Here is a 13,913-nt window from a genome sequence, read left to right on the forward strand (position 1 = left end):
GTCGTCCATCGGGTGCGGGAGCGGGAGGGGACGGGTCCCGCGCCGCGCCTCCCGCCCGGCCCTGTTGACTACATCTATTCATGCCGCCAGGATGTGAATATCTGAACGACATTCGAGGAGGCACCGCCATGTCAGGACCCCGCCCCGTACGGGCCCCGCGCGGTACGGAACTGAGCGCCCTGGGATGGCAGCAGGAGGCCGCCCTCCGGATGCTCCAGAACAACCTGGACCCCGAGGTCGCCGAGCACCCCGACAAGCTCGTCGTCTACGGCGGCACCGGCAGGGCCGCCCGCGACTGGCGTTCCTTCGACGCGATGGTCCGCACCCTGCGCACCCTCAAGCAGGACGAGACGATGCTCGTCCAGTCCGGCCGCCCGGTCGGCGTCATGCAGACCCACGAGTGGGCCCCGCGCGTCCTCATCGCCAACTCCAACCTGGTCGGCGACTGGGCGAACTGGGAGGAGTTCCGGCGCCTGGAGCAGCTCGGCCTCACCATGTACGGCCAGATGACGGCCGGCTCCTGGATCTACATCGGCACCCAGGGCATCCTCCAGGGCACGTACGAGACCTTCGCCGCCGTCGCCGCGAAGAAGTTCGGCGGCACCCTGGCCGGGACCATCACCCTGACCGCCGGGCTCGGCGGCATGGGCGGCGCCCAGCCGCTCGCCGTGACGATGAACGACGGCGTCGCGATCTGCATCGACGTCGACCCGCGCGCCATCGAGCGCCGCATCGAGCACCGCTACCTGGACGTCAAGGCCGACTCCCTGGAGCACGCCCTCGCGCTCGCGACCGAGGCCCGCGACGCCCGCCGCCCGCTCTCCGTCGGCCTCCTCGGCAACGCCGCCGAACTGCTGCCCCGGATGCTGGCCGAGGGCGCCCCGATCGACATCGTCACGGACCAGACCTCCGCCCACGACCCGCTCTCCTACCTCCCCGTCGGCATCGCCTTCGAGGACATGGCCGACGCGGCGGCGAAGGACCCGGCCGGGTTCACCACCCGGGCCCGCGAGTCGATGGCCCGGCACGTCGAGGCCATGGTCGGCTTCATGGACGCGGGCGCCGAGGTCTTCGACTACGGCAATTCGATCCGCGGCGAGGCCCAGCTCGCCGGATACGACCGCGCCTTCGCCTTCCCGGGCTTCGTCCCGGCGTACATCCGCCCGCTGTTCTGCGAGGGCAAGGGCCCGTTCCGCTGGGCCGCCCTCTCCGGCGAGGCCTCGGACATCCACAAGACCGACAAGGCGATCCTCGACCTCTTCCCGGAGAACGAGTCCCTCGCGCGCTGGATCAGGATGGCCGGCGAGCGCGTCCACTTCCAGGGCCTGCCCGCCCGCATCTGCTGGCTCGGCCAGGGCGAGCGCGACAAGGCCGGCGCCATGTTCAACGACATGGTCGCCGACGGCACCCTCGCCGCCCCCCTCGCCATCGGCCGCGACCACCTGGACTGCGGCTCGGTCGCCTCCCCGTACCGCGAGACCGAGGCCATGCTCGACGGCTCCGACGCCATCGCGGACTGGCCGCTCCTGAACGCCATGGTCAACGTCGCCTCCGGTGCCTCCTGGGTCTCCCTCCACCACGGCGGCGGCGTCGGCATGGGCCGCTCGATCCACGCGGGCCAGGTCTCGGTGGCCGACGGCACCGCCCTCGCGGGCGAGAAGATCCGCCGCGTGCTGACCAACGACCCGGGCATGGGCGTCATCCGGCACGTCGACGCCGGTTACGACATCGCGGAGCGGGTCGCCGACGAGAAGGGCGTCCGCATCCCGATGCGCGAGGACTCCCAGGACGAGGCGTCCGGCTCCGGCGTCTCCGCCTCCGGGGAAGGCTCCGCGTGAGCGAGACCTTCCACGCCATGTGGCGGTCGCTGCGGCCCCTCGGCCGCAGCGCCGCCTCCGGTGGCTACCGCCGCTACGCCTGGACGGACGCCGACGCCGACTGCCGCCTCTGGTTCCGGATGCAGGCCGAGGCCCGCCGCCTGGACGTCGAGACCGACCGCAACGGCAACCAGTGGGCCTGGCTCGGCGACCCCACGGCCGGCGACGCCGTCGTCACCGGCTCCCACCTGGACTCCGTCCCCGACGGCGGCGCCTTCGACGGCCCCCTCGGCGTCGTCTCCTCCTTCGCCGCCCTCGACGAACTGCGCGCCCGGGGCGTCTCCTTCAAGCGCCCCCTCGCCATCGTCAACTTCGGCGACGAGGAGGGCGCCCGCTTCGGCCTCGCCTGCGTCGGCTCCCGGCTCACCGCCGGACGCCTGACGAAGGAGCAGGCGTACGAGCTGCGCGACGGCGACGGGGTCGGCCTCCCGCAGGCCATGGAGGCCGCCGGGTACGACCCCGAGGCCATCGGCCCCGACCCGGAGCGGCTGGCCCGCATCGGCGCCTTCGTGGAACTGCACGTCGAGCAGGGCCGGGCCCTGGACCTGTCCGGCGACGCGATCGGCGTCGCCTCCTCCATCTGGCCGCACGGCCGCTGGCGGTACGACTTCGCGGGCGAGGCCAACCACGCCGGCACCACCCGGCTCGTGGACCGCCGCGACCCGATGCTCACCTACGCCGAGACCGTCCTCGCCGCCCGCCGCGAGGCCGAACTCGCGGGCGCCGTCGCCACCTTCGGCAAGATCGCGGTCGAGCCCAACGGCGTCAACGCCATCCCCTCCCTCGTGCGCGGCTGGCTCGACGCGCGCGCCGCCGACCAGGACGCCCTGGACGCGGTCGTCGCGGGCGTCGAGACGGCGGCCCGCGACTACGCCGACCGCCACGGCATCGACCTCACGGTCGTCCGCGAGTCCTTCACCCCGGTCGTGGACTTCTCGCACGCCCTGCGCGACGAGCTGTCCCGGATCCTGGGCGACTCGGCCGCCGGCACCCCGGGGCCCTCGGGCAAGGTCCCGGTCCTCGGCACGGGCGCGGGCCACGACGCGGGCATTCTGTCCGAATCGATCCCGACCGCCATGCTGTTCGTACGCAACCCCACGGGCGTCTCGCACTCCCCGGCCGAGTTCGCGGCCGAGGACGACTGCCTGGCCGGGGTCCGCGCACTCGCCGACGTACTGGAGGAGCTGGCGTGCCGCTGACGACCACGTACTGGCTGGAGCACGCCTGGATCGACCCCGTCGTCGAGCCGGGCGTCGCCCTGGAGGTGGCGGACGGCTGGATCGCGGCCGTCCGCACGGGCGTGGAGGCCCCGCCCCCGGGCGCCGAGGTCCTGCGCGGCCTGACGGTTCCGGGCCTGGCCAACGCCCATTCGCACGCCTTCCACCGCGCCCTGCGCGGCACGGTCCAGGTCGGCTCCGGCACCTTCTGGACCTGGCGCGACACCATGTACAAGGTCGCCCAGCGCCTCACCCCCGACAGCTACTTCGCCCTCGCCCGCGCGGTGTACGCGGAGATGGCGCTCGCCGGCATCACCTCCGTCGGCGAGTTCCACTACCTCCACCACGCCCCCGGCGGCGCCCCGTACGCCGACCCCAACGCCATGGGCGAGGCCCTGATCGCGGCCGCCGCCGAGGCCGGCATCCGCATCACCCTCCTCGACACCGCCTACCTCTCCTCCGGCTTCGGCGCCCCGCCCGAGCACCACCAGCTGCGCTTCACCGACGGCACGGCCGACGCCTGGGCCGAACGGGCGTCGGCGCTCAAGGAGCGGGACGGCGCACGGATCGGGGCGGCGATCCACTCCGTACGGGCCGTCCCGGCGGACCAGCTGGCCGCGGTGGCCGACTGGGCCCGGCGACGGGAGGCACCCCTCCACGTCCACCTCTCGGAACAGACGGCCGAGAACGACGCCTGCCTGGCGGCCCACGGCCTCACCCCCACGCAACTCCTCTCCGAACACGGCGTGCTCGGCCCCCGCACGACCGGCGTCCACAACACCCACCTCACCCCCGGCGACGTGGCCCTCATCGGCTCGTCCTCCACCGGCACCTGCATGTGCCCGACGACCGAACGCGACCTCGCGGACGGCATCGGCCCGGCGGTGGACCTCCAGCGCGCCGGCTCCCCCCTCTCCCTGGGCAGCGACAGCCACGCGGTCGTGGACCTCCTCGAAGAGGCGCGGGCCATGGAGCTCGACGAGCGCCTGCGCACCCACATCCGGGGCCACTGGACGGCGGCCGCGCTGCTCCGCGCGGCGACGGCGGACGGCCACGCGGCCCTCGGCTGGCAGGAGGCGGGCGAGCTGACGCCGGGCGCCCTCGCCGACTTCACGACGATCGCCCTGGACTCCGTCAGGACAGCGGGACCGGCACCGCGTCTGGCAGCCGAGACGGCGGTATTCGCAGCGTCGGCAGCGGACGTGCGTCACACGGTCGTGGGCGGCCGCCACGTCGTGCGGGACGGGGTCCACTCGTCCGTACCGGACGTGCCCCGGGCCCTCGCCGACTCGATCGCCGCCCTGCGCGGCTGAAGGAGACACCCCTCACCATGAACACCGGCCCCGAGACGAGGAACAGCGCGGCGGCGACCTCCGCCCCCACGAGCGCGAACAGCGCCGTGGCGACGCCCGCCACCGCCATCGTCAACATCGCGAGCCTGGTCACCAACGATCCCTCCCTCGGATGGGGGTCCCCCCGCTCGAGCAAGTTCGAGAGCGGGGGAGGAAGTCTTCTGGGGCTGATCCGGGACGCGGCCGTCGTCGTCGAAGGCGACCGCGTCGTCTGGGTCGGTGAATCCAGCAAAGCACCCGCCACTGACAACCGGGTCGACGCGGGCGGCCGGGCGGTGATCCCCGGCTTCGTGGACTCCCACTCGCACCTGGTCTTCGCGGGCGACCGCACGGCCGAGTTCAACGCCCGCATGTCCGGGCGGCCGTACGAGGCGGGCGGCATCCGCACCACGGTCGCGGCGACCCGCGCGGCGAGCGACGAGGCCCTGTCGGCGAACGTCGCCCGCTACCTGCGCGAGGCCCTGGCCCAGGGCACGACCACCTTCGAGACGAAGTCCGGCTACGGCCTGACGGTCGAGGACGAGGCCCGCGCCCTGCGCATCGCCGCCGAGCACACGGACGAGGTCACGTACCTCGGCGCGCACATCGTCCCCCCGGACTACGCCGACGACCCGGCGGCCTACGTCGACCTGGTCACCGGCCCGATGCTGGACGCCTGCGCCCCGTACGCCCGCTGGGTGGACGTCTTCTGCGAGAAGGGCGCCTTCGACGGCGACCAGGCCCGCGCGATCCTCACCGCCGGCAGGGCGAAGGGCCTCCACCCCCGCGTCCACGCCAACCAGCTCTCGTACGGCCCCGGCGTCCGACTGGCGGTGGAACTGGACGCGGCGAGCGCGGACCACTGCACGCACCTGACGGACGCGGACGTGGACGCCCTGGCCTCGGGCGACACGGTCGCCACCCTCCTCCCGGGGGCGGAGTTCTCCACCCGCGCCGAGTGGCCGAACGCCCGCCGCCTCCTGGACGCGGGCGTCACGGTCGCCCTCTCCACCGACTGCAACCCGGGCTCCTCCTTCACCTCCTCCGTCCCCTTCTGCATCGCCCTGGCGGTCCGGGACATGGGCATGACCCCCGACGAGGCGGTGTGGTCCGCCACGGCCGGCGGCGCGGCCGCCCTCCGCCGCACCGACATCGGCCGCCTCGCCCCCGGCACCCGGGCCGACCTCACCCTCCTGAACGCCCCGTCCCACGTCCACCTGGCCTACCGGCCGGGGGTGCCGCTGGTGTCGGAGGTGTGGCGGAGGGGCGTGCGGGTGGTCTGAGGCCCGGGGGGAGGAGGACGGGGCCGCGCGGGCCGGCCGGTGGCGTCGGGGCCCCTCAGGCCCGGTGGCCGAGCACGTTGACGACCCGGCCGTCCGGGTCCCGTACGAAGAAGCGCCGGACGCCCCACTCCTCGTCCGTCAGCGGATGCACGATCTCCGCGCCCGCCGCCCGCACCGCCGCGTACACCGCGTCCACGTCCTCCACCTCCACGCTCAGGTCGGGGGAGACGGGAGCCGTCGCGTCCGCGCCCATCAGACTGATCTGGGCGGCGGGCACGGCCGGCGAGGCGAGCGTCGCGATCCAGCCGTGGTCCATGACCTGCTCGAAACCGAGGAGCCCGTAGAAGTCCCTGTTCTCCTCGGGGGACTCGGTCCGGAGATTGGGGACCGCGCGGCGCACGCTCATCGGGCACTCCTCGGCACGGGAAACGGCGTTCAGCGACGTTCATCGCCGTTCAGTGGCGTTCAGCGGAACTCGTGTACCACCTCGATCTCCCCCACGATATGCGCGTTGAACTCCTCCAGCTCCTCCGCCGGCACCCACAGTTCGAGGATCGTCCGCCCGCCCGCCTGCTGGACCGGGTACCTGCGCAGGAACTCCGCGTCGACCTCGAAGCGGGTGACGAATCCGGCACCGCTGTGCTTGACGTTCCAGTCGCGGGCGATCCGGATCGCGTACTCCTCGTTCAACACCGGGTAGAAGATCGGCTGCTCCGGAAGCCGCGGCGGCCAGGCGCGCCACCCCGACTCCCGGACGAGGTCCAGCTCCACGGGGCCCGTGGGGCGCCAGAGGGTGGTCGTCGGGCGGTGGGTGGTCATGGCGTCGCCTTCTTCCGGGAAAGGGGTGGCCAACGGTAGGGGAGCGCTCGTACCGCGGCCACGGGGTTTCCGGAGCGGGCGGGTGGAAGTGCGGCTCGTGGCAAGGGACTTCGCCGTGTCCCCACCTTCACGGGTTGGTCACGGAAAGACCGAGTATCCCTGTCTCCGAGCGTTGCGGACCGGTACCGTCCTGTCCTGGCAGTGCCCAGGGGGTTGGACCGGGGGGTCGGCAGGGTGAGTGCTTTTCGTGTGCGGATCGTGCGGCCGGGGGAGCTGAGCGAGCGCGAGGTCGAGGCGTGGCGGGACTTGCGGGTCAAGTCCGGTGCGCCCGCGAACCCCTTCATGGAGCCGGAGTTCACCCTCGCCGTGGCCGAGGTGCGGCCCCGGTCGCGGGCCGCCGTGTGGTGGGAGGGGGACGAGCCGGTCGGCTTCTTCCCCTTCGAGAAGGGGCCGCTGGGGCAGGGCCGGGCCATCGGCTTCGGCGTCTCCGACAGCCAGGGCGCCGTTCTCCGTCCCGGGCTGCGGCCGGACGCGCGGGCGGTGCTCCGCGCCTGCGGGATCGCGACGTGGGAGTTCGACAACCTGGAGGATGGACAGCCCGTCTTCGCGGGCGCCGCCGCCGAGTCCTTCGCCTCCCCCGTCATCGACGTCGGCGAGGGGTACGCCGCCTACGAGGCGCTGCTGCGCGTCCGGTCCCCCAAGTTCCTCAGGACCACCCTCGCCAAGGAACGCCGGCTCGCCCGCCGCGCCGACGGCGAGGTCCGGTTCGTCTTCGACGAGCGCGACCCGGCGGCCCTGCGCACCCTCATGGAGTGGAAGTCCGCCCAGTACCGCAGGACCGGCCGCGGCGACCGCTTCGCCCAGGAGTGGATCAGCACCCTCGTCCGCCGCCTCCACGAGCGGAGCGCGCCCGGCTGCTCCGGCGTGCTGTCCGTGCTGTACGTGGGGGAGCGGCCGATCGCCGCGCACTTCGGGCTGCGCTCCGCGACCGTGCTGTCCTGCTGGTTCCCCGCGTACGACCCCGAGTTCGCGACGTACTCGCCCGGCCTCGTGCTGCACCTGCGGATGGCCGAGGCGGCGGTGGGAGCCGGGATCGGGATGCTGGACCTGGGGCGCGGCGACGCCGAGTACAAGGACGCGCTGAAGACCGGGGAGCTGACGGTCGGCGAGGGGGCCGTCTTCGTCCCCGGTGCCCGGGCCGCCCTGCACTGGCTGGGGCGCGAACCCGCCCGCCGCGCCCACGGCTTCGTCCGCGACCGGCCCGCCCTCGCGGCCCGGGCCCGAGCCGCGCTCAACGGCGTCGCCCGGCTGCGGGGCCACCGATAGCCGCGGCGGGCGGTGACGGGGCCGCCGGAGGGGCCGATGGAGGAGCCCCGTGTGCCGCGGCGCACGGCCCCTTCAGACCCGGCCCTCCCGAACCAGCCCTCCCGAACCAGCCCTTCCGGCCCGACCCTCCCGAACCGCTCCTTCCGGCCCGACCCTCCCGAACCAGCCCTTCCGAACCGCTCCTTCCGGCGCGACCCTCCCGAACCGCTCCTTCCGGCCCGGCCCTTCCGAACCGTGAGGCCTGGCCCGGGTGGGGTCCCTCCGTTCCGTCCCGGCCCGTCGCCCCGCGTCCCCGCGCCCGTCTCCGCATCTCCCTGGGGAGCCCCGTTGAACAGCCGCCCGCCCCGCCCCCTCTCCGTCGCCGAGCTCGACCTCGCCGCGCCCGACGGGCCCGTCCTGTCGTTCCGGCCCGCACCCGGCGGCCCGGAGGTCGGGGCCGGTGACGTCTACGCGCTCGTACGGCTCCGGGGGCGGCCCGCCGCCACCGTCGTCGGGACCGTCCCGGACGGCGAGGACCCCGCCGGCGTGCTCGCCGCCCTCGCCCGGGAACGGCTCGCCCGGCCCGCGCCCCTCTCCGACGCGGAACGGCTCGCGGAAGCCCGGGGGGAAGCCGACACCGGGGCCCGGGGGGAGGACGACGCCGGGGCCCCGGGGGAAGCCGATGTTCGGGCCCGGGGGAAAACCGGTGCGGCCGCCCCGCCCCGCACCTCCGTCGTCGTCGCCACCCGGGAGCGTCCCGAGCAGCTCGCCCGTGCCCTCGACTCGCTCCTCGCCCAGGACCACCCCGACTTCGAGGTCGTCGTCGTCGACAACGCGCCCCGGACCGCGGACACCCGGGACCTGGTCGCCCGGAAGTACGCCGACCGCGTCCGGTACGTCCGCGAGGACGTCCCCGGTCTCGCCGCCGCCCACAACGCCGGGGTCGCCGCCGTCCGGAGCGAGGTGATCGCCTTCACCGATGACGACGTCGTCGCCGACCCGCACTGGCTCACCGCCCTCGCCGGGCCCTTCGCCGCCGACCCCGGTCTCGGCTGCGTCACCGGCCTGATCCTGCCCGCCCGGCTCGCCACCCCCGCCCAGGTCCTCCTCGAATCGCACGGCGGCTTCGCCAAGGGCTTCGCCCCGCGCCTGTACGATCCGGCCCGGCCGCCCGCCGACGAACCGCTCTTCCCGTTCACCGCCGGCAGCTTCGGTTCCGGCGCCAACATGGCCTTCCGCGCCGAGGCCCTGCGCCGGGCCGGCGGCTTCGACCCCGCCACCGGCACCGGGACCGCCGCGAAGGGCGGCGACGACCTGTACGCCTTCGTCGCCGTCCTCTCCGCCGGGCACAGGCTCCGCTACACCCCCGACGCCCTCGTCTGGCACCACCACCGCGAGACCTGGCAGGACCTGCGGAACCAGGCGTACGGCTACGGCGCAGGCCTCACCGCCTATCTCACCGCCACGTTGATCCGCCGCCCCGCCCTGCTGCCCGCGCTCCTCGCCCGGGTGCCGTGCGGCCTCGCTCACGCCCGGGCCGTGACGGCCGAGCGCGGCACGGCCCACGGCGACGGCGTCCCCGGCGAGCACGGCACCCGGCACCACCCCTGGCCCGCGTCCCTCTCCCGCCTCGAACGCCGCGGCATGCTCTACGGCCCCGTCGGCTACCTCAAGGCGCGTCTCTCCACGGGAGCCCCCCGATGAACGGCGCCCCTGCGCACACCCGCATACCGGTCCTCCTCTACCACCCGGTGATGGACGATCCCCCGTCCTGGATCGCGGAATTCACCGTCACTCCACGGCAGTTCGCCTCCCACCTCGACGTGATCACCGGCAGCGGCCGCACCCCGCTGACCGTCGGCACCCTCGTCGAACACCTCACCGCCGGCACCCCGCTGCCGCCCCGGCCCGTCGTCCTCACCTTCGACGACGGCTTCGCCGACCTGGTCGGGCCGACCGCCGAGGCGCTCGCCTCGCGCGGCCTCCCGGCCACCGCGTACCTGACCACCGGCGCCATCACCCCCGGCCGGCCCTGCCTGCTGCCGCCCGCGCCGATGATGACCCTCTCCCAGGTCCCGCGCCTGGAGCAGTACGGGATGGAGGTCGGCGCCCACACCGTCACCCACCCGCAGCTCGACACCCTCGCGCCGAACGTCCTGCGCCGCGAACTGCGCGAGGCGAAGACGGCCCTCGAGGACGTCCTCGGGCACGAGGTGATCCACCTCGCCTACCCGCACGGCTACAACAGTCCGGCCGTCCGGCGGGCCGCGAAGGCCGCCGGCTACGCCTCCGCCGTCGCCGTCCGGCACGCGCTCAGCTCCCGGACCGACGAACTCTTCCGGCTCGCCCGGCTCATCGTCCGGCGCGGCCACACCACCGCCGACGTCGAGGCGTGGATGGAGGGCACGGGCGCCCGCTCCGCCCCCTACCCCGACTCGCTGCCCACCGTCGGCTGGCGCCTCTACCGCAGGGGCAGGGCGCTGTTGAAGGGGCCCGGGTTCGCCGGCTGACCGGCGGCGGGAGCCGACGGGGCGGGGTGGACCCGGCCGGACAAAGCCCGTTCACGAGACGGGAGTTGCATACCAGGGCAGAATCGAGATGCGTTCCCTCGCCTCGCCCGGGGGACAGTGGGGGGAAGACGTCGTGCGACAGCACCACCAAGAGCCGGCACCGGTGGGCGAGGAGGCCGTGCCCGCGCGTCCCGGCGCCCCCGAGCGGAAGGACGGCGGCCGTCCGGAGACGTCCGCGCCGCACCCGCGCCGTGCCCCCGTCCCCGCCCTCTCCCGGCTGCTCCCCGCCCTCCTGGTGCTCGGCCTCGGGTCGTGGGGGCTCTCGCTGCCCTTGACCGACTTCCGCTCCATGGACGACTACGGACTCCTCGACCGGCTGCCCGTCACCTTCTACGCCTCCCTCGTCATCCTCACCGCGGGCTTCCTGGTGGCGCTGCGCCGCGCCGGGACCTCACCCGGCTGGCCGCTCGTCTACTGCGTCGGGCTCCTCGTCGCCCTCAAAGCGGCGCCCGCCGTCCTCTACGACTCGGTGCGCTACCCGTGGGCGTCCAAGCACGACGCCGTCGTCGACACCATCCTCGGCGCCGGTGAACTCCGCCCGCACGCGGCCCTGTCCGGCAACATGTCCGCCTACGATCAGTGGCCCGGCTTCTTCACCCTCAACGCGGCCCTCGTCCGCGCCTTCGGCGTCGAGTCCACCGCCGTCTACCTCAACTGGGCGCCCATCGTCCTCGGCCTGATCCTCCTGCCGGTGCTCGTGCTCCTCTACCGCACCTTCACCGAGGACTGGCGGCTCGTCTGGACCGCCGTCTGGATCTTCCAGCTCGCCAACTGGGTCGGACAGGACTACCTCGCCCCGCAGGGCCTCGCCTACGTCCTCCATCTGACCGTACTCGCCGTCGTGCTGCGCCACTTCGTCCGGCCGGGCTCCGCCGGACGGCTCCGCGACCGCGCCGCGCTCGATCCGGCAGCCGCCGCCGTGCCGCCGTCCACGACCACCCGGCAACGGGCCGTCGGGGTGCTGATCCTGTCCCCGCTGATCCTCGCGGTCAACGCGGTCCACCAGCTCACCCCGGTCATGCTCTGCGTCGTCCTGGCGGCCCTGTGCCTCACCCGGCGCTACCGCAACCTCGGCCTCCTCGCCGTCACCGGGCTGATCATGCTGGCCTGGAACCTCACCATGGGCCGCCCGCTCTTCCTGGAGACCCTCGGCACCCTCAAGGACTCCCTCGGCCGACTCACCCAGAACTCCCGTGCCGGCTACACCGGCCAGCTCACCGGCCCCGGTCCCGAACTCGCCGGCAGGGCCGGCATCGCCATGGCCCTCGCCGTCGTCCTCTTCGCCGGCATCGCCGTCCTCGCCCGCCGCCGCCTCACCCGCGGCGCCCTGCCGCTGCTGCTCGCCTCGGCCGCCCCCCTGCCGCTCTTCGCCGTCAACGACTACGGCGGCGAGATGCTCTTCCGCGTCTACCTCTTCGGGCTGCCCGGCGCGGCGTTCTTCGCCGCCGCCGCACTCGTCCCCGCCGCCGGCGGCGCCCGCCGCAGCCGCGCCGCCGTCACCCGCCGCCGGGTCACCGCCGTCGCCCTTCCGGCCGCCCTCCTCGCCCTGACCGCCGGCTTCCTCCCCGCGTACTACGGCAAGGACGCCATGTACTACACCCCGCCCGCCGAGACCGACCTGGTCGTCCGCGCCATCGACGGGATGCCGGCGGGCGGGCTGCTCCTCGCCACCTCCGGCTCCTTTCCGCAGGCCCTGCACCGCTACGACGACGTCGAGCACTGGTGGTTCTGCGAGCAGGACCCCGCCGAGAACAAGAGGATGCTCGCCGACCCGGCCCGGTACCTCGCCGACCGCATCCCGCGCGGCGTCACCGCCCAGGTCGTCCTCACCCGCACCCAGGACATCTACACCTCGGGGGAGGGCCTGCTCCCGGCCGGCGGCTTCACCGTCCTGCGTGACCGGCTCAAGGCCTCCCCGCTGTTCAGGACCGTCGAGGAACACCCGTACGGGATCGTCCTCGTCCACACCCCGCCGACCACCACCCCGGGCGGTGCCCCGTGACCATCGATCCGACCGCGCCCGCCTCCCGGACCCGGAGGCACGGGGCCAGGGCCGCCGTCGCCGCCTCCGGCTGGCTCGCCCTCGCCGTGACCCTCCTCCCCGCCGGCTTTCCGCTCCGCTGGGTCCCCGTCCTGCTCTTCGTCTGTCTCGGCCCCGGTCTCGCCCTGCTCCACCCGCAGCCGCGCGGACTGCGCCCGGGCGCCCGCCTGGAGGCGTTCGCGCTCGCCGCCCCGCTCAGCCTCGCCCTCGCCGCGCTCACCGCCACGTTCCTCTTCCTGGTCGGAGGTTTCTCCGTGCCCGCCTTCCTCGTCCCGCTTGCCGCCTTCACCACGGTCGCCACCTTCCTCCCGGGCCTCCCGCTGCCCGCCGCCACCAGAGGCGCCGTCGCCCCCGCGGACGCCGAGTCCTTCCTGTCCCGTGAACGAGGGCCCGGTGGGGGCCGGTGACCGGCAGCCGGCACGCCCGGGGGACCGCCGCCGGACGCCTCGCGGTCGCCCTCGCCGCCGTCGGCGCGCTGACCGCCGGGATAGGGGTGTGGGCCACCGTCGCCGAGGGTGACGACCGCTGCGCCCCCGACTCCCGGCTCGTCGCACCCTGCGGAGCCTGGTGGGGCGCCTATCTCCCCTACGACCAGGACAGTTCGCTCACCCGGCCCGTGTACGCCTTCGAGCGGAAGATCGGTCGCAAGCTCGACCTCGTGTACACGTACCACGACATGTCGGGCAGCGCGCTCGACGGCACCCTCCTCACCGACGACGAGCGCGAACTCGGCCGCGACCGGCTGCTGATGCTCGCCTGGGAGTCCACCGTGTGGAAGGAGCCCCACCACGCCGGCTGGACCGAGACCCAGCTCGGCTGGAAGAACATCGCCTCCGGCCGGTACGACGCCGAGATCATCGACCCGCAGATCCGCCGCGTGAAGGAGTACGGCAAGCGGGTCTTCCTCTCCTTCGACCAGGAGGTCGACGCCCGCATCAAGGAGGGCGCCGGCACCCCCGCCGAGTACGTCGCCGCCCATCGGCACCTCCACGACCGCTTCCGGGAGCTCGGCGCCGACAACGTCGTCTGGGTGTGGACCGTCTCCGGCTACCTCGGCATGGCCGACGAGATGAAGCGCCTCTACCCCGGCGACCGGTACGTCGACTGGATCGGCATGGACCAGTACAACTACTACCGCTGTCACGGCACCGACACCTGGCGGGACTTCGACGCGAGCCAGCGCCCCGCCTACGACTGGCTCCGGGAGAACGTCTCCGACCGGAAGCCGATCATGCTCGCCGAGTTCGCCACCGCCCCCGACCCGGAGCGCCCCGAGCGCCAGCGCGACTGGTACGCCGAGATCCCGCAGGTCGCGCCGACCCTTCCCGGGGCCAAGGCGTACGTCCACTGGAACCGGCCCGTGCCCGGACCCGGCTGCGACCTCACCGTCGACTCCGGACCGGGGCTCGACGGCTACCGAACGGCCGGGCAGGACCCGTACTTCAAGCAGCCCCTGCCGCGACGCTGAGC

The 13,913-nt window shown here is 74.1% G+C and carries 12 protein-coding genes; 10 read left to right on the plus strand and 2 right to left on the minus strand.

What is annotated here, in order from left to right; genetic code table 11:
- Positions 1-128: 128 nt before the first annotated feature.
- Genes hutU through hutI form a run of 4 tightly spaced genes read left to right on the plus strand, consistent with a single transcriptional unit; the run spans position 129 to position 5,708 of the window.
- A complete protein-coding gene (gene hutU, locus OO47_RS29355) occupies positions 129-1,838 on the plus strand; it encodes a urocanate hydratase (protein WP_030215902.1) in 1,710 nt (569 codons plus the stop codon).
- The gene (locus OO47_RS29360; protein ID WP_033210700.1) at positions 1,835-3,076 is read left to right on the plus strand and encodes an allantoate amidohydrolase; all 1,242 of its coding nucleotides are present in this window, start codon (positions 1,835-1,837) and stop codon (positions 3,074-3,076) included. Before hutU ends, OO47_RS29360 begins: the two co-directional genes overlap by 4 nt.
- On the plus strand, positions 3,067-4,407 hold the full coding sequence (locus OO47_RS29365) for a formimidoylglutamate deiminase (protein WP_030215898.1): 1,341 nt from the start codon (positions 3,067-3,069) through the stop codon (positions 4,405-4,407). The genes OO47_RS29360 and OO47_RS29365 overlap by 10 nt, the downstream gene beginning before the upstream one ends.
- A gap of 17 nt (positions 4,408-4,424) precedes the next feature.
- Entirely contained in the window at positions 4,425-5,708 is a 1,284-nt protein-coding gene (gene hutI, locus OO47_RS29370) for an imidazolonepropionase (RefSeq protein WP_030215895.1), read from the plus strand.
- Between the two features lie 55 nt (positions 5,709-5,763).
- Here the strand turns inward: hutI and OO47_RS29375 are convergent, their stop codons facing one another.
- Positions 5,764-6,114 carry a VOC family protein gene (locus tag OO47_RS29375; protein WP_030215891.1) on the minus strand — a complete coding sequence of 117 codons (351 nt, stop codon included), beginning with the start codon at positions 6,112-6,114 and terminating at the stop codon, positions 5,764-5,766.
- A gap of 59 nt (positions 6,115-6,173) precedes the next feature.
- A complete protein-coding gene (locus tag OO47_RS29380) occupies positions 6,174-6,527 on the minus strand; it encodes a hypothetical protein (RefSeq protein ID WP_030215889.1) in 354 nt (117 codons plus the stop codon).
- Positions 6,528-6,761: 234 nt separating this feature from the next.
- Between OO47_RS29380 and OO47_RS29385 the strand changes: the two genes are divergently transcribed.
- From OO47_RS29385 to OO47_RS29410, 6 genes are all read left to right on the plus strand, one after another.
- Positions 6,762-7,853: a GNAT family N-acetyltransferase gene (locus OO47_RS29385; RefSeq protein WP_030215887.1), complete on the plus strand. Its 1,092-nt coding sequence runs from the start codon at positions 6,762-6,764 to the stop codon at positions 7,851-7,853.
- 327 nt (positions 7,854-8,180) lie between these two features.
- Entirely contained in the window at positions 8,181-9,536 is a 1,356-nt protein-coding gene (locus OO47_RS29390; RefSeq protein ID WP_033210704.1) for a glycosyltransferase, read from the plus strand.
- On the plus strand, positions 9,533-10,342 hold the full coding sequence (locus tag OO47_RS29395; RefSeq protein ID WP_030215883.1) for a polysaccharide deacetylase family protein: 810 nt from the start codon (positions 9,533-9,535) through the stop codon (positions 10,340-10,342). The genes OO47_RS29390 and OO47_RS29395 overlap by 4 nt, the downstream gene beginning before the upstream one ends.
- Positions 10,343-10,475: 133 nt before the next feature.
- On the plus strand, positions 10,476-12,404 hold the full coding sequence (locus OO47_RS29400) for a hypothetical protein (protein WP_234323336.1): 1,929 nt from the start codon (positions 10,476-10,478) through the stop codon (positions 12,402-12,404).
- A complete protein-coding gene (locus OO47_RS29405) occupies positions 12,401-12,850 on the plus strand; it encodes a hypothetical protein (protein WP_234323337.1) in 450 nt (149 codons plus the stop codon). The genes OO47_RS29400 and OO47_RS29405 overlap by 4 nt, the downstream gene beginning before the upstream one ends.
- A complete protein-coding gene (locus tag OO47_RS29410; RefSeq protein WP_030215877.1) occupies positions 12,847-13,911 on the plus strand; it encodes a glycoside hydrolase family 26 protein in 1,065 nt (354 codons plus the stop codon). The genes OO47_RS29405 and OO47_RS29410 overlap by 4 nt, the downstream gene beginning before the upstream one ends.
- Positions 13,912-13,913: the final 2 nt, after the last annotated feature.

This window comes from Streptomyces bikiniensis, assembly GCF_000716625.1.
Lineage (GTDB): Bacteria > Actinomycetota > Actinomycetes > Streptomycetales > Streptomycetaceae > Streptomyces > Streptomyces bikiniensis.

Excerpts from the sequence above, each read along its gene's own strand:
- hutU (WP_030215902.1), top strand. The coding sequence starts at position 129 with ATGTCAGGACCCCGCCCCGTACGGGCCCCGCGCGGTACGGAACTGAGC.
- hutI (WP_030215895.1), top strand. The coding sequence starts at position 4,425 with ATGAACACCGGCCCCGAGACGAGGAACAGCGCGGCGGCGACCTCCGCC.
- OO47_RS29375 (WP_030215891.1), bottom strand. The coding sequence starts at position 6,114 with ATGAGCGTGCGCCGCGCGGTCCCCAATCTCCGGACCGAGTCCCCCGAG.
- OO47_RS29380 (WP_030215889.1), bottom strand. The coding sequence starts at position 6,527 with ATGACCACCCACCGCCCGACGACCACCCTCTGGCGCCCCACGGGCCCC.
- OO47_RS29395 (WP_030215883.1), top strand. The coding sequence starts at position 9,533 with ATGAACGGCGCCCCTGCGCACACCCGCATACCGGTCCTCCTCTACCAC.